Origin of the sequence: Micromonospora sp. MA102, assembly GCF_025460765.1 — a bacterium.
Taxonomy (GTDB): domain Bacteria; phylum Actinomycetota; class Actinomycetes; order Mycobacteriales; family Micromonosporaceae; genus Micromonospora; species Micromonospora halotolerans.
In genome coordinates, this window is the sequence record NZ_JAMWEG010000003.1 from 478,366 (window position 1) to 495,182 (window position 16,817).

Annotated in this window: 17 protein-coding genes and 4 tRNA genes; 18 read left to right on the forward strand and 3 right to left on the reverse strand. The window is 73.3% G+C overall.

The features are described 5' to 3' along the window. Positions 1-47: 47 nt before the first annotated feature. The 8 genes from NFX44_RS08815 (at position 48) to NFX44_RS08850 (ending at position 8,888) form a co-directional block, all read left to right on the forward strand. On the forward strand, positions 48-632 hold the full coding sequence (locus NFX44_RS08815; protein ID WP_262283013.1) for an NADH-quinone oxidoreductase subunit I: 585 nt from the start codon (positions 48-50) through the stop codon (positions 630-632). Then, positions 629-1,228, forward strand: coding sequence for an NADH-quinone oxidoreductase subunit J (locus NFX44_RS08820; RefSeq protein ID WP_262283014.1), 600 nt, complete (start codon positions 629-631; stop codon positions 1,226-1,228). The genes NFX44_RS08815 and NFX44_RS08820 overlap by 4 nt, the downstream gene beginning before the upstream one ends. Further along, a complete protein-coding gene (gene nuoK / locus NFX44_RS08825) occupies positions 1,225-1,581 on the forward strand; it encodes an NADH-quinone oxidoreductase subunit NuoK (RefSeq protein ID WP_262283015.1) in 357 nt (118 codons plus the stop codon). Before NFX44_RS08820 ends, nuoK begins: the two co-directional genes overlap by 4 nt. Next, positions 1,578-3,503, forward strand: a complete 1,926-nt coding sequence (locus NFX44_RS08830) for an NADH-quinone oxidoreductase subunit L (protein WP_262283016.1) — start codon at positions 1,578-1,580, stop codon at positions 3,501-3,503. Before nuoK ends, NFX44_RS08830 begins: the two co-directional genes overlap by 4 nt. Beyond that, positions 3,500-5,008, forward strand: coding sequence for a NuoM family protein (locus NFX44_RS08835; protein ID WP_262283017.1), 1,509 nt, complete (start codon positions 3,500-3,502; stop codon positions 5,006-5,008). The genes NFX44_RS08830 and NFX44_RS08835 overlap by 4 nt, the downstream gene beginning before the upstream one ends. Next, positions 5,005-6,468 (forward strand): NADH-quinone oxidoreductase subunit N, encoded by a 1,464-nt coding sequence (locus NFX44_RS08840; RefSeq protein WP_262283018.1) that lies wholly within the window; start codon positions 5,005-5,007, stop codon positions 6,466-6,468. The genes NFX44_RS08835 and NFX44_RS08840 overlap by 4 nt, the downstream gene beginning before the upstream one ends. Positions 6,469-6,615: 147 nt before the next feature. Next, positions 6,616-7,494: a zinc metalloprotease HtpX gene (gene htpX, locus NFX44_RS08845; protein WP_262283019.1), complete on the forward strand. Its 879-nt coding sequence runs from the start codon at positions 6,616-6,618 to the stop codon at positions 7,492-7,494. A 134-nt stretch (positions 7,495-7,628) separates the two neighbouring features. Next, the gene (locus NFX44_RS08850; protein WP_262283020.1) at positions 7,629-8,888 is read left to right on the forward strand and encodes an MFS transporter; all 1,260 of its coding nucleotides are present in this window, start codon (positions 7,629-7,631) and stop codon (positions 8,886-8,888) included. Between the two features lie 150 nt (positions 8,889-9,038). Here the strand turns inward: NFX44_RS08850 and NFX44_RS08855 are convergent, their stop codons facing one another. Next, positions 9,039-9,338: a putative quinol monooxygenase gene (locus tag NFX44_RS08855; protein WP_262283021.1), complete on the reverse strand. Its 300-nt coding sequence runs from the start codon at positions 9,336-9,338 to the stop codon at positions 9,039-9,041. Positions 9,339-9,408: 70 nt separating this feature from the next. Continuing rightward, the gene (locus NFX44_RS08860; protein ID WP_151462534.1) at positions 9,409-9,903 is read right to left on the reverse strand and encodes a YajQ family cyclic di-GMP-binding protein; all 495 of its coding nucleotides are present in this window, start codon (positions 9,901-9,903) and stop codon (positions 9,409-9,411) included. 146 nt (positions 9,904-10,049) lie between these two features. On the opposite strand from NFX44_RS08860, the gene NFX44_RS08865 reads away from it, so the two are divergent. Together NFX44_RS08865 and NFX44_RS08870 are read left to right on the forward strand one after the other, a co-directional pair. Further along, positions 10,050-10,133, forward strand: a tRNA-Tyr gene (locus tag NFX44_RS08865). 82 nt (positions 10,134-10,215) lie between these two features. Then, a complete protein-coding gene (locus NFX44_RS08870) occupies positions 10,216-10,869 on the forward strand; it encodes a bifunctional 2-polyprenyl-6-hydroxyphenol methylase/3-demethylubiquinol 3-O-methyltransferase UbiG (protein WP_262283022.1) in 654 nt (217 codons plus the stop codon). A 14-nt stretch (positions 10,870-10,883) separates the two neighbouring features. Here the strand turns inward: NFX44_RS08870 and NFX44_RS08875 are convergent, their stop codons facing one another. After that, positions 10,884-11,264 carry a VOC family protein gene (locus NFX44_RS08875; RefSeq protein WP_262283023.1) on the reverse strand — a complete coding sequence of 127 codons (381 nt, stop codon included), beginning with the start codon at positions 11,262-11,264 and terminating at the stop codon, positions 10,884-10,886. 660 nt (positions 11,265-11,924) lie between these two features. On the opposite strand from NFX44_RS08875, the gene NFX44_RS08880 reads away from it, so the two are divergent. The 8 genes from NFX44_RS08880 (at position 11,925) to secE (ending at position 16,788) form a co-directional block, all read left to right on the forward strand. After that, entirely contained in the window at positions 11,925-14,453 is a 2,529-nt protein-coding gene (locus NFX44_RS08880) for a bifunctional diguanylate cyclase/phosphodiesterase (protein WP_262283024.1), read from the forward strand. Positions 14,454-14,549: 96 nt separating this feature from the next. Further along, positions 14,550-14,622, forward strand: a tRNA-Thr gene (locus tag NFX44_RS08885). 25 nt (positions 14,623-14,647) lie between these two features. Further along, positions 14,648-14,720 (forward strand) — tRNA-Met (locus NFX44_RS08890). Between the two features lie 131 nt (positions 14,721-14,851). Beyond that, on the forward strand, positions 14,852-15,019 hold the full coding sequence (rpmG, locus tag NFX44_RS08895; RefSeq protein WP_151462530.1) for a 50S ribosomal protein L33: 168 nt from the start codon (positions 14,852-14,854) through the stop codon (positions 15,017-15,019). 119 nt (positions 15,020-15,138) lie between these two features. Beyond that, complete coding sequence (locus NFX44_RS08900; protein ID WP_262283025.1) at positions 15,139-15,585, forward strand: MaoC family dehydratase N-terminal domain-containing protein; 447 nt, start codon at positions 15,139-15,141, stop codon at positions 15,583-15,585. A 3-nt stretch (positions 15,586-15,588) separates the two neighbouring features. Further along, positions 15,589-15,981 (forward strand): MaoC/PaaZ C-terminal domain-containing protein, encoded by a 393-nt coding sequence (locus tag NFX44_RS08905; protein ID WP_262283026.1) that lies wholly within the window; start codon positions 15,589-15,591, stop codon positions 15,979-15,981. Positions 15,982-16,108: 127 nt separating this feature from the next. Then, positions 16,109-16,181, forward strand: a tRNA-Trp gene (locus NFX44_RS08910). A gap of 214 nt (positions 16,182-16,395) precedes the next feature. Beyond that, positions 16,396-16,788: a preprotein translocase subunit SecE gene (secE, locus tag NFX44_RS08915; RefSeq protein WP_262283027.1), complete on the forward strand. Its 393-nt coding sequence runs from the start codon at positions 16,396-16,398 to the stop codon at positions 16,786-16,788. The last annotated feature ends 29 nt before the right edge of the window (positions 16,789-16,817 follow it).

Consider the following 16,817-nt stretch of genomic DNA (forward strand, 5'->3'; position numbering starts at 1 on the left):
CCGGGTGGTGGTCGCGCGCGCCGGGGGCACAGGGCAGGATGGGCCCCATGAGTGAGCGCAGCGGGGTGCCCGGCGAGGGGCTGGTGAAGGGGCTGGCGGTCACGCTGAAGACGATGACCCGCCGCTCGACCACGCAGCAGTACCCGGACGTCGTCCCCGAGCTGCCGCCCCGCTCCCGCGGCGTGATCGCGCTGCTGGAGGAGAACTGCACGGTCTGCATGCTCTGCGCGCGCGAGTGCCCGGACTGGTGCATCTACATCGACTCCCACAAGGAGGAGGTGGCGGTCCCCGGCGCCGCCCGCCCCCGCCAGCGCAACGTGCTCGACAAGTTCGACATCGACTTCTCGCTCTGCATGTACTGCGGCATCTGCATCGAGGTCTGCCCGTTCGACGCGCTCTACTGGTCGCCCGAGTTCGAGTACGCCGAGTACGACATCAAGGACCTGCTGCACGACAAGGACCATCTCGGCGAGTGGATGGTCACCGTCCCGCCGCCGCCGGCCCACGACCCGCACGGCGACCCCTCGAAGGAGGAGACCACCGCCGCCCGCAAGGCCGCGGCCCCCGCCGCGCGTCCGGCCCCGGCCCGCCCGGAACCCGGCGCGGAGCAGGGCGGGGGCGCGCCGTCATGACGGGTGCGGACGTGCTGCTGCTCGCCCTCGGCGCGGTGGCGGTGGGCGCGGGCGCGCTGGTGGTGGGCACCCGGCACCTGGTCCGGGCCGGGCTCTGGCTGGTGGTCTGCCTGGGCGCGCTGGCCGGCGACTACCTGGTCCTGAGCGCCGAGCTGGTGGCCTGGGTGCAGGTGCTCATCTACGTCGGCGCGGTCGTGGTGCTGCTGCTGTTCGCGGTGATGCTGACCCGGGCGCCGATCGGCCCCTCCGACGACCTCGACCGGCCCGGCTGGCCGGCCGCCCTGATCGGCGCCGGCACCGGCCTGGGCCTGGCCGTGCTGCTGGTCGACGCGTTCCGCTGGGTCCGGGTGGAGCTGCCCGCAGCGGGCACCGCCGAGCGCCTCGGCGAGCAGGTGTTCCGCTCCTGGGTGCTGCCCTTCGAGGTGCTGTCGGTGCTGCTGCTCGCCGCCCTGGTCGGCGCGATCGTGCTCTCCCGCCCCGACATCGGCCGCCCCGGTGCGGGTCCGGCCGCGGGCCCGGCCCGCCCCGGCCGCCCGGCCGGCCCCGTCGAGCCGGCCCGCCCGGTCGTCGCCGCCGACGAGGGCGGGCGCGCGTGAGACCGGTCATCCCGTACGTCACCGCCGCGCTGCTGTTCGGTCTCGGCGTCTACGGCGTGCTGCGCCGCCGCAACGCCGTCCTCGTGCTGATGGCCGTCGAGCTGATGCTCAACGCGGTCAACCTCATCCTGGTCACCGCAGACACCACGGTCCGGGCGGCGCTGCCGCACTCCGGCCAGGTCTTCGCGCTCTTCGTCATCGTGCTGGCCGCCGCCGAGATCGGCGTGGGGCTGGCCATCGTGCTCCAGCTCTACCGGCTGCGGGCCAGCGTCACGGTGGACGACGTGCCGCTCACCGAGGCGCCGGCGCCGGCCGCCGGGATCGCCGCCGACCGGGGCGAGGGGGCGAGGTGACCGGACTGCTCGCGGTGGCGCTGCCCGGCGTACCCCTGGTCGCCGGCCTGCTCGGGCTGCTGCTGCCGCCGTCGCCGCGCGGTACGGCCACCGGGGAGAGCCCGGCCCGGCGGGCGGCCATCGCGCTCGGCGTGGCCGGCGCGGCGGTCGCGCTGCTCGCGGCGGTGGCCCTGCTGCTGCGGGTGGACGGGCCGGTCGAGGGCGGCACCGACTGGGTCGACCTGGGCGGGCTGCGGGTGACCCTCGGCTGGCGGCTGGACGGGGTCGCCACGCTGGTCGCCGTGGCGGTGGCCGCGGTGGCCCTGGCCGTGCAGGTCTACTCGATCGGCTACCTGCGGCGCGGCCCGCACGACGACGTCGAGGTGGACCACCGCTACCCGCCCTACGCCGCCCAGATCAGCCTGTTCACCGCCGCCATGCTGACCGTGGTGGTCTCCGGCGACCTGATCCTGCTGCTGGTCGGCTGGGAGGTGATGGGCATCTGCTCGTACCTGCTCATCGCCCACGACCGGCGGCTGCCCGAGGCGCCGGCCGCTGCCGTGAAGGCGTTCCTGGTCACCCGGGTGGGCGACGTCGGCTTCCTGCTCGGCATCGCCCTGCTCGGCGTCGGCGCGGGCAGCTTCCGGATCGCCGACGTGCTGGCCCACGACTACTCCGCCGGCACCCTCACCGCGGCCTGCCTGCTGCTGCTCGCCGGGGTGGCCGGCAAGAGCGCGCAGTTCCCGCTGCACACCTGGCTCCCGGACGCCATGGCCGGCCCCACCCCGATCTCCGCGCTGATCCACGCGGCCACCATGGTCGCCGCCGGGGTCTACGCGGTGGCCCGGCTCTTCCCGCTCTTCGCGCAGGCCCCGGCCGCCCTGGCCGTGCTCGGGGTGATGGCGGCGGTCACCCTGCTGCTCGGCGCGTTCGCGGCCACCGCCCAGGACGACATCAAGCGGGTGCTGGCCTGGTCGACGGTCTCCCAGATCGGCTACATGACCGGCGCGCTCGCCGTCGGCGCTCCGGCGGCGGCCCTGTTCCACCTGCTCACCCACGCCGCGTTCAAGGCGCTGCTGTTCCTCGCGGCGGGCGTGGTGATCCACGCCGTCGGCACCACCCTGATGTCGCGGATGGGCGGCCTGCGCGCCGCCATGCCGGTGACCTTCTGGTGCATGCTGATCGGTCTCGGCGCGCTGGCCGGGGTGCCGCCCCTGTCCGGCTTCTGGAGCAAGGACGGGGTGCTCGCCGCCGCGCAGGCCGCCGCGCTGGACGGCGCCGGCCCGGCCCCGGCCTGGGTGGGCTGGCTGGTCTGGCTGGCCGGGCTGCTCGGCGTCGCGGTCACCGCCTGGTACGCGACCCGCCTGCTGCTGCGCACCTTCTTCGGCGCGACCCGGATCCCGCTGGCGCACCCGCACGACCCGCCGGCCGTGCTGCGCTGGCCGGTGCTGCTGCTCGCGGTGCCCGCCGCGCTGCTCGGCCTGGCCGCCATCGCGCCCTGGTTCGCCGACCGGCTGCGGGTGCCGGCCGACGCCTCCGACGAGGCCGTCGAGCTGGTCCACCTCGCGCCGAACCTGGTCCTGCCGTTCCTGCTGCTGCTGGTCGGCGCGGGCGTGGCCTGGGCCGGCTGGCGCCGCGACCCGGCCGCCGACCCGGCGCGCTTCCTGGGTCCGCTGCGGCCGGTCTTCGCCCGGGCGTTCCGGCTCGACGACGTCCAGCACACCCTCGTCGTACGCCCGACCACGGCCCTGGCCCGAGCCGTGCGCACGGGGGACGAGCTCGGGGTGGACGGCCTCGTGGAGGGCAGCGGCCGGGCCGCGGTCGAGCTGGGCGGCGGGCTGGCCGCGCTGCACCGGGCCGCGCTGCCCCGGGCGGCGGCCGGGGTGCTGGCCGGTGCGCTGCTCATCGGCCTCGCGGTCGCCCTGATCGGAGTGACCTCATGACGTTCGGGCAGTTCCTGCTGGTGGCGGTCCTCGCGGTTCCCGCGCTGGGCGCGGTCGCGGCCGCCGCCGTCCCCGGCGACCGGGCCGGCCGGCTGGTCGGCACGGCCGCCGCCGCGCTGGCCCTGCTCGCCACCCTGCCGCTGGCCGGCGGCGACCACGGCTGGTTCGGCTACGGACCCCGGCCGGCCGTGCAGGCCTGGCATCAGGTGGACGTGTCCTGGGTGCCCGGCCTCGACCTGCGCTTCCACCTCGGAGTGGACGGCATCTCCTGGCCGCTGGTGGTGCTCACCGCGCTGCTCACCCTGCTCTGCTGCGGCTACACGCTCTGGCGGGTGCCCGCCGGCGGCGGCAGTGGGCGGGCCCTCGTGGCACTGCTGCTGGTGGTCGAGGTGGGCATCCTGGGCACCTTCCTCGCCCTCGACCTGGTGCTGTTCTTCCTGTTCTTCGAGGTCGTCCTGCTTCCCATGTACGCGATCATCGCGGGCTGGGGTGGCGACGACCGGCGCCGGGCGGCCCGCAAGTTCGCCCTCTACACCCTGTTCGGCTCGGTGCTGCTGCTGGTCGGCGTCTACGTGGTGGTCGCCGCCGCGGGCACCGCCGACCTGGTGACGCTGACCGGTGGCGCCGGGCTGTCCCGGGGCACCCAGCTCGCCGCGTTCACACTGCTGGCGCTGGCCTTCGCGGTGAAGAGCCCGCTCTGGCCGCTGCACTCCTGGCTGCCCGACGCGCACACCCAGGCCCCCACGGTGGGCAGCGTGATCCTGGCCGGGGTGCTGCTCAAGATGGGCACGTACGGGCTGATCCGGGTGGCGGTCGGGGTGGCCCCGGAGGGCGCCCGCTGGGCCGCGCCGGTGCTCGGGGTGCTGGCCGTCGCGGCGATCCTGGTCGGCGGGCTGGTCTGCCTGGCGCAGTCCGAGCTGAAGCGGCTGATCGCGTACTCCAGCGTGGGGCACATGGGTTTCGTGCTGCTCGGGGTCGCCACGCTCACCGCCACCGGCCTCCAGGCCGCGCTGATCGGCAACATCGCGCACGGCGTCATCACCGGGCTGCTGTTCTTCCTGGCCGGGGCGATCAAGGACCGCACCCGCACCGGGTCGCTCGCCGAGCTGTCCGGGCTGCGCGAGACCGCGCCCCGGCTGGCCGGGCTGCTCGGTTTCGCGGCGGTCGCCTCGCTCGGGCTGCCCGGGCTGGCCGGCTTCTGGGGTGAGGCGTTCGCCGTGGTGGCCGCCGTCCGGCGGGGCGGCGGGCTGTGGACCACCCTCGCGGTGCTGGCCGCGCTGGGCGGGGCGCTGACCGCCGCGTACCTCCTGCGGTTGCTGCGCCGGGTCACCCACGGGCGGCCCAGCCCGGCGGTGGCCCCGCTCGCGCCGGGCCTGGCCGGGGCGGAGCTGGCCGCCTGGGCGCCGCTGGTGTTGCTCGCCCTCGCCGTCGGCCTGGCCCCGGCCCTGGTCCTGTCCTACGCCTCCGGCCCGGTCGGCGCCCTGGTGGGAGTGGTCACCAAATGAGCCTGGTGCAGAGCGTGGACAACGTGGCGCTGCTGCCGGCCTACCTGGCCGCCGGCACGGCCGTGCTGGTGCTGCTGGTCGACCTGCTGGCGGCCCGGGCCGCCGCCACGGTGGCCGTGGCCGCCCTCGGCGCGGCGGGCACCGCCGCCGGTGCGGCGCTGGTCGGCGCGGCCGGCGAACGCCGCACCTTCTGCGTGGGCGCGGACTGCTCCTGGCTCTGGACCGGGCGGGCCGCGCTGGTCGCGGTGGTCATCGCGCTGCTCACCCTCGGCGTGCTCGCGCTCTCCGGCCCCCTGCTGCGCGCCGGGCGGGTCCCGGTCGGTGAATACTGCTTCCTGCTCGCCTGCGCGATGACCGGCGGCGTGGTGCTCGGCGCGGCCGGCGACCTGATCACCCTGGTCGTGGCGCTGGAGACGCTCACCCTGCCGCTCTACGTGCTGGTCGGGCTGCGCCGGGGCAGCCTGGCCGGCGCCGAGGCGGCGGTGACCTTCTTCGTGGTCAGCGTGGTGGCCACCACGGTCACCCTGCTCGGCGCGGCGCTGCTCTACGCGGTGACCGGCAGCGTCCACCTGGACCGGCTCGGCGCGACCTTCGCCGGCGCGGAGGGCCTGCTCGACGTGCCGCTCACCACGGTCGCGGTGGCGCTGGTGGTGGCCGGGCTGGCCTTCAAGGTCGCCGCGGTGCCGTTCCACGCCTGGGCCCCGGCAACCTACGACGGCGCCCCGCTGCCGGTGGCCGCGTACCTGTCGACGGCCTCGAAGCTGGGTGGCGTGGTGGCGCTGCTCGCCGTGGTGCAGCGGGCGCTGCCGGCGACCGTGACCGGCCCGGTGCTGGCGCTGCTGGCGGTGCTCACCATGACCGTGGGCAATCTGGTGGCGCTGCGCCAGCGGCGTACGGTCCGGCTGCTCGCCTGGTCCTCGGTGGCCCAGGCCGGCTACATCCTCGCCCCGCTGGGCGCGCTCGCGCTGGCCGCCGGACGCACCGCCGACGCCCGCGCCGGGGCGTACGCCGCGGCCGTCGCGTACACCGTCTTCTTCGTGCTGCTGGAACTGGCCGCGTTCGCCGCGGTGGTGGCGCTGCGGCCGGGTGACGGTGACGGCGGCACGCTGGCCGACCTGCGCGGCGCGGCGCGCCGGCACCCGTGGGTGGGTGGCGCGTTCGCCCTGGCCCTCATCGGGCTGGCCGGGCTGCCTCCCGGCCTGGCCGGCCTGTTCGCCAAGGTGACCGTGGTCCGCGCGCTGGTGGCCGGGCACGCCGGCTGGCTGGCCCTGGTGGTGGCGCTGAACGCGGTGCTCGGTCTGGCCTACTACCTGCGGCTGGCCGCCACCCTCTACGCCGCTCCGGGCGGGGTCGCGGTCCGCCCCGGCCGGCTCGTGGTGGTCGCGCTCGGGGTCGCCACCGCGCTGGCCGTGGTGCTCGGCTTCGCCCCGCAGTTGGTCCTCGACGTGGCGGCCCGCTGACGGTTTCGTGCCCTGGTGGGCGGCCGGCACAGCGCGCTTACAGGAATCCCCAGCCAACTTTCAGCCATGAGCAGGATGGTTGGCGGGTACCGGTGTTGTTGAACCGGTCAGCGGGCCCCGCACGGCCCGCGCACCGAAGGAGCGATCGTGCATCACAACCGTCTCAAGACCGTAGCGCTGCTCGGCCTGTTGACCTCGCTGATCCTCGCGGTCGGCTACTGGTTCGGCGGTAGCGGCGGTCTCGTCATCGCCGTCGTCGTCTCGTTGCTGATGAACGGTGTGACCTACTTCTACTCCGACAAGCTCGCGTTGCGCTCGATGCGGGCGCAACCGGTCAGCGAGGCACAGTTCCCCGAGCTGTACCGGATGGTCCGCGAGCTCTCCACCCAGGCGGGCAAGCCGATGCCCCGGCTCTACGTGAGCCCGACGGCGCAGCCGAACGCGTTCGCCACCGGGCGTAACCCGGAGCACGCGGCGGTCTGCGTCACGCAGGGGATCGTCGAGATCCTCGACTACCGGGAGCTGCGGGGCGTGATCGGCCACGAGCTGTCCCACGTCTACAACCGGGACATCCTGATCTCCAGCGTGGCGGCCGGCCTGGCCGGCATCATCACCGCGCTGGCGAACATCGCCTGGTTCATCCCGCTGGGCTCCTCGGACGACGAGGACGGCCCGAACCCGGCCGTGCTGCTGCTCACCCTGATCCTCGGTCCGATCGCGGCCACCCTCATCCAGCTGGCGATCAGCCGGAGCCGGGAGTTCCAGGCCGACCAGTCCGGCGCCGAGCTGAGCCGGGACCCGCTGGCGCTGGCCAGCGCCCTCCGCAAGATCCACGTGGGTACGCAGGCGCGCCCGCTGCCGCCGCAGGGCCAGCTCACCAGCACCGCGCACCTGATGATCGACAACCCGTTCAAGCGGGGCGGCGGCCTCGCCGCCATGTTCGCCACCCACCCGCCCATGGAGCAGCGGGTGGCTCGGCTGGAGCAGCTGGCCCGCAACGCCGGGCCCGTGCAGTTCCAGCGCTGACCCGCACCGACCGACTCCGCCCGCGTCCAGCCGGACGCGGGCGGAGTGGTGTGTCCGGGCACAAACCGTTTCCCCCGGATACGCGCCGGCGTTAGGGTCGAAACGTCTCTCACCCGTTACCTGGAGGTTCACCCGTGGCCGCACTGCGCCAGTACCTGGGCGTCTGGCGGATCCCCGGCGCCCCGATGCTGCTGATCCTCGGCGTCATCGGGCGGCTCGGGATCGGCATGACCCCGCTGGCGCTGCTGCTGGTGGTCGCCGAGGTCACCGACCGGTACTCGCTCGCCGCCGTCGCCGGCGGCATCTACGCGCTCTCCGGCGCCGCGCTCAGCCCGATCGCCGGGCGCATCGCCGACCGGGTCGGCCCCACCCCGGTGCTGCTGGCCACCGCCCTGGCCCACCCGCTCGCCCTCTTCGGGCTGCTCGGGGCCAGCCGGTCCGGCTCCGGCAGCCTCGCCCTGATCTACCTGGCCGCGGGCGTCGCCGGCGCCACGTACCCGCCGCTCACCGCCGCGATCCGGGGCGCCTGGAACGACCTCACCGCCCCCGCCACCGGCCGGACCCACCTGCGGAACACGGCGCTCGCCGCGGAGACCTCCCTCTTCGAGGTCGTCTTCGTGCTCGGGCCGCTGCTGGTGGCCGGCTTCGTCCTCGTCGCCGACGCCGCCGCCGCGCTGGTCGGCGCCGCCGTGGTCACCCTGGCCGGCACCACCGCCGTCGCACTCGGCCGGGTCATGCGCGGCTGGCAGCCGCACCCGCGCGAGCACCACGCCAAGGGCCTCGGCCCGCTGCGGGTCGGCGGCTTCCCGGCCCTGCTGTTCTGCGTCGCCAGCATCGGCATCGCCTTCGGCGCCGCCGGCGTGATCGTCCCGGCCTTCGCCGGGAACTCCACCACCGGCGACCCGGAGAGCCTCGCCGGTGTGCTGCTCGCCGTCTGGGGCATCGGCAGTGCCCTGGGCGGCTTCTGGTTCGGGGTACGCAAGCCCGCCGCCAACATGACCCGCCAGTTCGCCTGGCTGCTCGGCGCGGTCGCGGCCAGCTTCGCCGTCTTCGCCGTGATGCCCACCCCGGCGGCGCTCGGCGCCGCGCTGGTGCTGGGCGGCGCCACCATCGCGCCCGCGCTGACCCTGGAGAACACCCTGGTCGGCCGGATCGCACCGGCCGGCATGCTGAACGAGGCGTACACCTGGGTGGTGACCATGTCGGTGGCGGCGAGCGCCGCCGGGGGAGCGGTGGCCGGGCTCATCGTCGACCACGCCGGCGGCGTGCCCTGGGCCTTCCTCTTCGCCGGAGCCGCGGTCGCCGTCGGCGCCACGGTCGCCGCGCTGCCGACCGGCCCGATCGCCCGCGCCGAGGCCACCGCGGTACGCGCCGAGCAGTCGCTCGTCGCCTGAGCCGCGGGGATCAAACCGGCGCGGGCGGGTACCGACCCGACATGTTCCTCTTCTTCTCGAACCGGGTCGGCTGCCTCGGCTCGATCCTGGTCAGCGCCGTCGTGACCGTCATCCTGCTGCTGATCTTCTCGCGCTGACCGGGGCCGGCGCTCAGAGGCCGAGCCCACCGACCACCGTGAGCTCCTGGCTGGTGAACTCGCCGGTGAGCATCGGCATGGCCCGGCCGATGGCGGCCCTCGTCTCGGGAAGTCGCAGGGACGCGTCGTGGTGTTCCCTGCTCCGCCACACCTCGGTGACCCAGATCGTGACCTCGTCCTGGTCGGAGACGCCCACCACGTACAGCTCGCAGCCGACCTCGCGGAGCCCGTCGACGCCGCTCAACAGGATGGCCACGACGTCGTCCCGGCAACCGGCCCGGGTCTTCATCGACCCGAGGTAGCCGTAGGGCATCTGCGCTCCCCGCTCTCGGTGGGCCGGGCCGCCGCCGGATGCTCGTCGGGGCGGCGGCCCGTGGCCTGTGCTACCGGTAGTTGGTGAACTGGAGGGCCACGCCGAAGTCCTCGCCCTTGAGCAGCGCGATGACGGCCTGCAGGTCGTCCTTCTTCTTGCCGGTGACCCGGAGCTGGTCGCCCTGGATCTGCGCCTGGACGCCCTTCGGGCCCTCGTCACGGATCTTCTTGCTGATCGCCTTGGCCTTGTCCGAGTCGATGCCCTGGATCACCTTGGCGTCGATCTTGAAGATCTTGCCCGAGGAACGGGGGTCGCCGGCGTCCAGCGACTTCAGCGAGATGTTCCGCTTGACCAGCTTCTCCTTGAACACGTCCAGAGCTGCCCGGACCCGCTCCTCGGTCTCCGCCTGGAGGCTGATCGCCTCCTCGCCCGACCAGGAGATCTCGGCGCCGGTGCCGCGGAAGTCGAACCGCGTCGAGAGCTCCTTCTCCGCCTGGCGGAGGGCGTTGTCGACCTCCTGCCGGTCGACCTTGCTCACGATGTCGAACGACGGGTTCGCTGCCATGCTCATGCTCCTGCTGTCCGGAGGTCTGTCCTGGTCCGTCCCCCACTGGCCAGCGTGGGACCCCCTGACGGTACCCGCTTGCGACGGCCCGGGGGACAACCGCTATCCTTGCTTCCGCCGCCGCGTCCAACGCGGTGGTATGCCCTGGCGGGTTGCCCGAGCGGCCAATGGGAGCGGACTGTAAATCCGTCGCGAAAGCTACAGAGGTTCGAATCCTCTACCCGCCACCAGGGATCGGCAAGGCCCTTGACCTGCGGAAACGCTGGTCAGGGGCCTTCGCCGTTTCGCGGTGACCAAGGCGAGGAGGCGTCCGTGCGCGACCACGATCCGGCCCACCGGTTGCCCTCCCCGGCCACCGCCGAAGACGATCCGATCGGCCGGTTCGAGCGGCTCTACGCCGACGCCGAGCGCGGCGAGGCGGTCGTCCCGTGGGACCTCGACCGGGCGCACTCCCTGCTCAGCGAGTGGACCGACCGGACCCGGCCGGACGGCTCCGGCCGGCGCGCCGTGGTCGTCGGGTGCGGCTTCGGCCGCGACGCCGAACATCTGGCCCGCCTCGGCTTCGCCACCGTCGCCTTCGACATCTCGCCCACGGCGGTACGGACGGCCCGCCGCCGCCACCCGGACTCGCCGGTGCGGTACGAGACCGCCGACCTGCTCGATCCGCCGCAGGACTGGCTGGGTGGGTTCGACTTCGTGCTGGAGAGCATGAACGTGCAGGCGCTGCCGGCCGAGCTGCGGCAGCGGGCGATCCGGGCGGTCGGCCGGCTGGTCGCGCCGGGCGGGACGCTGCTGGTGATCGCGGCCGGCCGGCGGGACGACGAGGTCGTCGAGGGCCCGCCCTGGCCGCTGGCCCGGGCCGAGGTCGACGCCTTCGCGGTCGGCCCGCTGGCCCCGGCCGGGGTCGAGGAGATCGTGGCCCCGGACGGTGGGCTCCGCTGGCGCGCGGAGTTCCGCCGCGCCTGAGGGAGCCCCTTGGCCTACGCGGACGTCTCCCGCTCGGCGTCGCTGCGCAGGACGCAGAACTCGTTGCCCTCCGGGTCGGCCAGCACGACCCAGCCGCTGCCGTCCGGGTTGCGCCGGTCGGCGACGACGGTGGCGCCCAGGGCGCGGATGCGCTCGACCTCCTGATCGCGGAGCACCTCGGGCTGCAGGCAGATGTGCACGCGGTTCTTGACGCTCTTCGGCTCGGGCACCCGCTGGAAGTAGAGCGTGGCGCCCGTGGGCGGCTCGATGGCCACCTCCTCGTCGTCGGGCCTGACCTGCGGGTCGACCGGGCAGTCGAAGACCCGGCCCCAGAAGTGCGCCAGCTCGTACGGGTCGGCGCAGTCGAACGCGACGTTGCGGATGACGGTCCCCATCCGGTCAGCCTCTCATGCCGCCCGGCGACGGCCCGCTGCCGTCGAGGCCGGCGGGGCGCGTGGATCGGACAGCCGAAACCCTTGCCCGGGGCATCGATGATGGTGGAGTCTGTTCGACGGGGCCGCCGCGGCTGCCCGGTTCGCCGTCCAATGTGGTCAAGGTGACCGATCATGATGGCTGGTAGGCGAATCTGCTCTTACGCGCGGTTTAACCGAGAAGTCGTTGTGCGCGCCTTCCGTAGCGGCGCCGGGACCGATCGTGACAGCACGCTGGGCCGGAGGGGCGGGCGAGCCGGTCGAACGGATGATTTCCCCGTCTGCCCCTGCCAGGTGGGCCCTCCACCGCTTTTCCGCCTGCTCCCCGTGTGGCACGATCGTGGAACCTCCACCATCGCTGAAACTCTCTCGACAGGAGCAATCATGTCTGGTCGAAGGTTGGGCCGGCTGCTTGGCTCACTTCTCATTCTTGCCGCCCTCGTCGGTGGCGTCGGCGGTTTCGATTTCGATGGCAGCACGGGGGCGCAGACCCAGGACTACGTGTGGCAGTGACCGGTTCTCCCGGTCTGTCTTCTTGAGCCCGGCTGCCGGCCCACCGTGTTCCGGTCGGGTGACGCCCCGCGTCGGTGATCGAGCGGCGTGCCGCCAAGTCGAAGGAGCGGCATGATCGGTCGCGGTCAGCCACGACGCCGGTCGTCCGAGGACGCCTGGATCATCACGGCCCCGATGGCCCTCATCGCGGTGGCCTGCGCCACGGTCACCGGCCTGCTCGCCGAACACCCCGTCGGCAGGTGGCCCCAGGCGGCACTCATCCTCGCCCTGATGGTCGTGGCGGGGCTGCCCTTGCTCAGCTTGGTGGTCAACCGGCAGTCGGTCGGCGTCACGCTCACCGAGCTGCCCCTCGTCCTGGCGCTCTTCTTCCTGCCGCCGCTGACGGTCGTGGTCATCTACACGATCGCCACGCTCGTCACGCACATCCGGCACCGGTTCTCGGCGCCGAAGGTCTGGTTCAACGTGGCCCGGGCCGCGGCCGGCACCTCGCTGGCGGTGCTGCTTCTCCAGGCGTTGCCGCCGATGGAGGGGGTCGGGCCACGGACGTGGCTCAGCATCTTCTCCGCCGTCAGCATGGTCCTGCTCGTCAGCGTCACCAGCGTGGTCGCCGTGCACACCCTGTTGAACGGCTGGCAGACCGGTCGAGCGGCGTTGCGCAACGCCAAGACGGCGCTGCTCACCGCCGGGATCAACGTGTCCATCGGGCTGATCCTGCTGATCCTCGTGAGCAGCAACTGGTGGTCGGTGTTGCTGCTGACCGGGCTCGGCGTCGGTCTGGTGCCGGTCTACCGCTCGTACGCCCAGTTCTTCCGGCAGCACCGCACCCTGACCGACCTCTACGAGTTGACCCGGGCCGTGGTGGAGAGCGGGCAGAGCGGCACGCTGGCGGACGCCCTCCTCGGTCGGGTGCGGTCCCTGATGGAGGCCGAGTACGCCACACTCTGGCTCCCGGCCCAGGGCCGGCACCCGGAGACGCTGCTGACCGCCCGGGCCGACGACCCGGGTCTGCTCGACATGGCGCGCACGCCGCAGGCGCTGCGGGAGAAGGTGCGGGCGCTCCGGCGTACCGTCGCCGTCGGACACGGCGTGACGACCGACGACGAGTTCCGCGCGGAGTTCGCGGAGCGGCGGGTCAAGGACGCCGTGGTGGTGCCGTTGCGCTCCGGCCCGGTCGTGATCGGCACCCTGGAGGTGGCCAACCGGCTCGGTGACGGCAACCACTTCACCCCGGCGGACATCGCGGTCTTCGAGACCGTGGCCGCCCACGCCGCGGTGGCTCTGGAGAACACCCGCCTGGTCGACCGGCTCCGGCACGACGCCGAGCACGACACGCTGACCAAGCTGCCCAACCGCCGGCGTATCACCGCGGCGGTGGCCGAGGCGGTCCGGATCGCGGCGCCCGGCGAGGTGGTGGCGCTGCTGCTCTTCGACGTCGACCGGCTGCGCCAGGTCAACGAGTCGCTCGGCCATGCGGCCGGCGACAAGGTCCTGGTCGAGGTCGCCGAGCGGCTGCGCGCCAGCGCGCCCTCCTCCGCCCTGGTGGGCCGGGCCGGTGGCGACGAGTTCCTGGTGACGCTGCGGCTGGAGAGCACCGAGGCGGCGCTCGAGCTGGCCGGCCAGCTGCGCGAGCAGATCCGCGACGAGATGGTCTTCGACGCGCTCACCCTGGACGTGGACACCGCGGTCGGGGTGGCGGTCCACCCGGACCACGGCAGCGACGCGGTGGCTCTGCTCCAACGGGTCGACCTGGCCGCCACGGCCGCCAAGTCGGTCCCGGGCAGCGTCCAGCTCTACAGCCCGGCGCTGGAGTCCCGGTCGCTGCGCCGGCTGGGCCTCGCGGGCGACCTGCGCCGGGCGCTGGACGACGGTGCGCTGGAGGTCTACTTCCAGCCCAAGGTGACGCTGCGGGACCGGCGCCTGGTCGGGGTGGAGTGCCTGGCCCGCTGGGAGCACCCGGCGCACGGCACGGTGGCCCCGAACGACTTCGTGGCGGTCGCCGAGCACACCGGCCAGCTCGGCCGGCTCACCGAGTTTGTGCTGCGGGAGAGCCTGCGGCGCAGCCGGGACTGGAGCCACGGCGAGCAGGCGCTCGCCATCTCGGTCAACCTGGCCGCCCGGACGCTCACCGACCAGCACTTCCCGGCCCTCGTGCGGGATCTGCTGGAGGAGTACGGCGTGCCGGCGCAGCGCCTCACCCTGGAGATCACCGAGGCCGGGGTGCTGGACGGCACCGAACGTCCCATCCCGACCCTGAAGCGCCTCGGCGAGCTCGGTGTCCGGCTCTCCGTGGACGACTTCGGCACGGGCAACTCGTCCCTGGCCCAGCTGCGCCGGCTGCCCGTGCACGAGGTCAAGGTCGACCGTTCGTTCGTGCAGGGCATGGCGACCGACCCGGGCGACCTGGCCATCGTCAACGCGGTGGTGACGCTCTCGCAGCAGTTCGGCCTGACCGTGGTGGCCGAGGGTGTGGAGAGCGAGCTGACCCTGGAGCTGCTCCAGGACATCGGCTGCGAGATCGGCCAGGGCTTCCTGTTCAGCCGGCCCCTGCCGTACGAGCGGTTGGAGGCCTGGTTCGGCGCCCAGGTCGACCCGGAGACGATCGTGGCGGGCGAGTTGCCGCGCCTGCGCGTCGTTCCCTGAGCTGCGGGAACACCGCAACCGGGGATCCGATTTCACCTCGCCCACGGGGTCGTGTACTGTTTCCTCTGCGCGACACCCCACGGGGTGATCGGGTAGGCCCCCTTAGCTCAGTCGGCAGAGCGTCTCCATGGTAAGGAGAAGGTCTACGGTTCGATTCCGTAAGGGGGCTCAGAGGGTCCGGCTGGACCCGCCACGGCGGTGTAGCTCAGATGGCAGAGCAAGCGGCTCATAATCGCTGTGTCGCCGGTTCAAGTCCGGCCACCGCTACTCTCGTCCTCCGGGCCCGCCCGGTGGTCGGTGGGATGGGCGCCACAGGCGCCCACTTTGCATGTCCGCGTATTCAGCGCGTAGTCTGATGCGCCGTAGTTGTTATCCGTGAGCGAGGAAGGCACTCCGCCGTGGCGAAGGCGACCGATGTCCGGCCGAAGATCACTTTGGCGTGTGTGGAGTGCAAGGAGCGCAACTACATCACGCGCAAGAACCGCCGCAACGACCCGGACCGCATCGAGATGAAGAAGTTCTGCCCCCGGGACGGCAGGCACACCATCCACCGCGAGACGCGCTGACCCGCGGCCGGCCCGGCCGGCCCGCAGACAGCTTCCGAACGCCGATCCGCATGGACGGCGGCCTCCGAGCCGCCCGACCGTACGGATCGGCGTTCGTGTTTTCCGTGTAGGTTCGCGGCATGTCCCTGGACCCGTCCTTCGTCGGCCGGACCTATCCGCCGACCGCCCCCTACCAGGTGGGCCGAGAAAAGATCCGCGAGTTCGCCTCCGCCATCGGCGCGACCGACCCGGCGCACCACGACCCGGCGGCCGCCCGGGCGCTCGGCCACCCCGACGTGGTGGCCCCGCCGACCTTCCCGGTGATCGTGACCATGGCCGCCAGCCAGCAGATCGTGGAGGATCCGGCGCTGGGCGTCGACTACAGCCGGGTGGTGCACGGCGACCAGCGCTTCGCGTACAACCGGCCGGTGGTGGCCGGTGACGAGCTGGTCTGCGTGAACACCATCGAGGAGGTCACGAACCGGGGCGGGCACGGCTTCCTGACCACCCGCACCGACGTGAGCACCGTCGCCGGTGAGCCGGTGGTCGCCGTCTGGTCCAAGATCGTCGTACGCGGGGAGGCCTGAGAGATGGAACTGCCCACCCAGACGTACCGGGTGACCCGCGCGGACCTGGTCCGCTACGCGGGCGCCTCGGGCGACTTCAACCCGATCCACTGGAGCGAACGGACGGCCACCAAGGTCGGCCTGCCCGGGGTGATCGCCCACGGCATGTTCACGATGGCTCTGGTCGGCCGGGCGGTGACCACCTGGGCCGGCGCACCGGACGCGGTGGTCGAACTCAACGTCCGCTTCACCCGCCCGGTGGTCGTGCCGGACACCGACGAGGGCACCGAGGTCGAGGTCGCCGCGGTGGTCAAGGAGGTCACCGAGGACGGCCTGACCAGGCTCGACATCACCGCGACCTGCCTGGGGGAGAAGGTGCTGTCGCAGGCTCGGGCGCTCGTGCGGACGCCGCGCTGAGGATCCGTTCGACGCGCGAGGGGTGGACCGGTTGGGAAAGTCGCACGACTACCCGTACACTGGTCCGCCGTGGGGCAAGTGACCCCTGCTCGGCACCTCGTGTCCGGGTGAGGGTGAGTTGCCGCACAGGGGTGTAGCTCAATTGGCAGAGCAGCGGTCTCCAAAACCGCAGGCTGCAGGTTCAAGTCCTGTCACCCCTGCGCCTCAGGCCTGACCGTTCCCGTGGGTCGCGCCGCCGCAGGGCGGCGCCCGGCCCGTGGTGGTGGCATCGGCGGGGTTGGTTCCGAGGCATTCGGGGCCCTCCCGGTCGATCCGCCGGCCGCGGCCCGTCGCGGGACGGTTGGTCCGGCCGGCGTGACCACACGCCGCGCACGCCGCCCGGCGTGCGACCCGATATCCCGCACGGAGGGCGAAGTGGCCGAGAGCAAGCGGCGCGGCGAGGACGCCGGCGACGAGCGTCTGGACGACGACGCGACCGTCGACGGCGTGGCCGACGACGACGCCACCGACGCGGACGAAGCGGTCTCCCGGGGCGGCACCGCCACCCGTAAGCGGGCCCGCACCGATTCGACCGAGGGCCGGAAGACCCGGAAGGACACCGAGCGGATCGGGCTGTTCGCCCGCATCGCGCGGTTCTTCCGCGAGGTCGTGGCCGAACTGCGTAAGGTCATCTGGCCGACCCGCAAGGAGCTGCTGACCTACACGGCGGTGGTGGTCACCTTCGTCGCGGTGATGTTGGCGATCGTGGCCGGCCTGGACTACGGCTTCGCGAAGGCGGTGCTGTGGGTCTTCGGCAACCCCAGCTGACCTGCGGACAGCGATAGTGACGGAAGTGA

Excerpts from the sequence above, each read along its gene's own strand:
- NFX44_RS08815 (WP_262283013.1), top strand. The coding sequence starts at position 48 with ATGAGTGAGCGCAGCGGGGTGCCCGGCGAGGGGCTGGTGAAGGGGCTG.
- NFX44_RS08820 (WP_262283014.1), top strand. The coding sequence starts at position 629 with ATGACGGGTGCGGACGTGCTGCTGCTCGCCCTCGGCGCGGTGGCGGTG.
- NFX44_RS08835 (WP_262283017.1), top strand. The coding sequence starts at position 3,500 with ATGACGTTCGGGCAGTTCCTGCTGGTGGCGGTCCTCGCGGTTCCCGCG.
- NFX44_RS08840 (WP_262283018.1), top strand. The coding sequence starts at position 5,005 with ATGAGCCTGGTGCAGAGCGTGGACAACGTGGCGCTGCTGCCGGCCTAC.
- NFX44_RS08855 (WP_262283021.1), bottom strand. The coding sequence starts at position 9,338 with ATGCCCTACGGCTACCTCGGGTCGATGAAGACCCGGGCCGGTTGCCGG.
- NFX44_RS08860 (WP_151462534.1), bottom strand. The coding sequence starts at position 9,903 with ATGGCAGCGAACCCGTCGTTCGACATCGTGAGCAAGGTCGACCGGCAG.
- NFX44_RS08875 (WP_262283023.1), bottom strand. The coding sequence starts at position 11,264 with ATGGGGACCGTCATCCGCAACGTCGCGTTCGACTGCGCCGACCCGTAC.
- NFX44_RS08880 (WP_262283024.1), top strand. The coding sequence starts at position 11,925 with ATGATCGGTCGCGGTCAGCCACGACGCCGGTCGTCCGAGGACGCCTGG.
- NFX44_RS08900 (WP_262283025.1), top strand. The coding sequence starts at position 15,139 with ATGTCCCTGGACCCGTCCTTCGTCGGCCGGACCTATCCGCCGACCGCC.
- NFX44_RS08905 (WP_262283026.1), top strand. The coding sequence starts at position 15,589 with ATGGAACTGCCCACCCAGACGTACCGGGTGACCCGCGCGGACCTGGTC.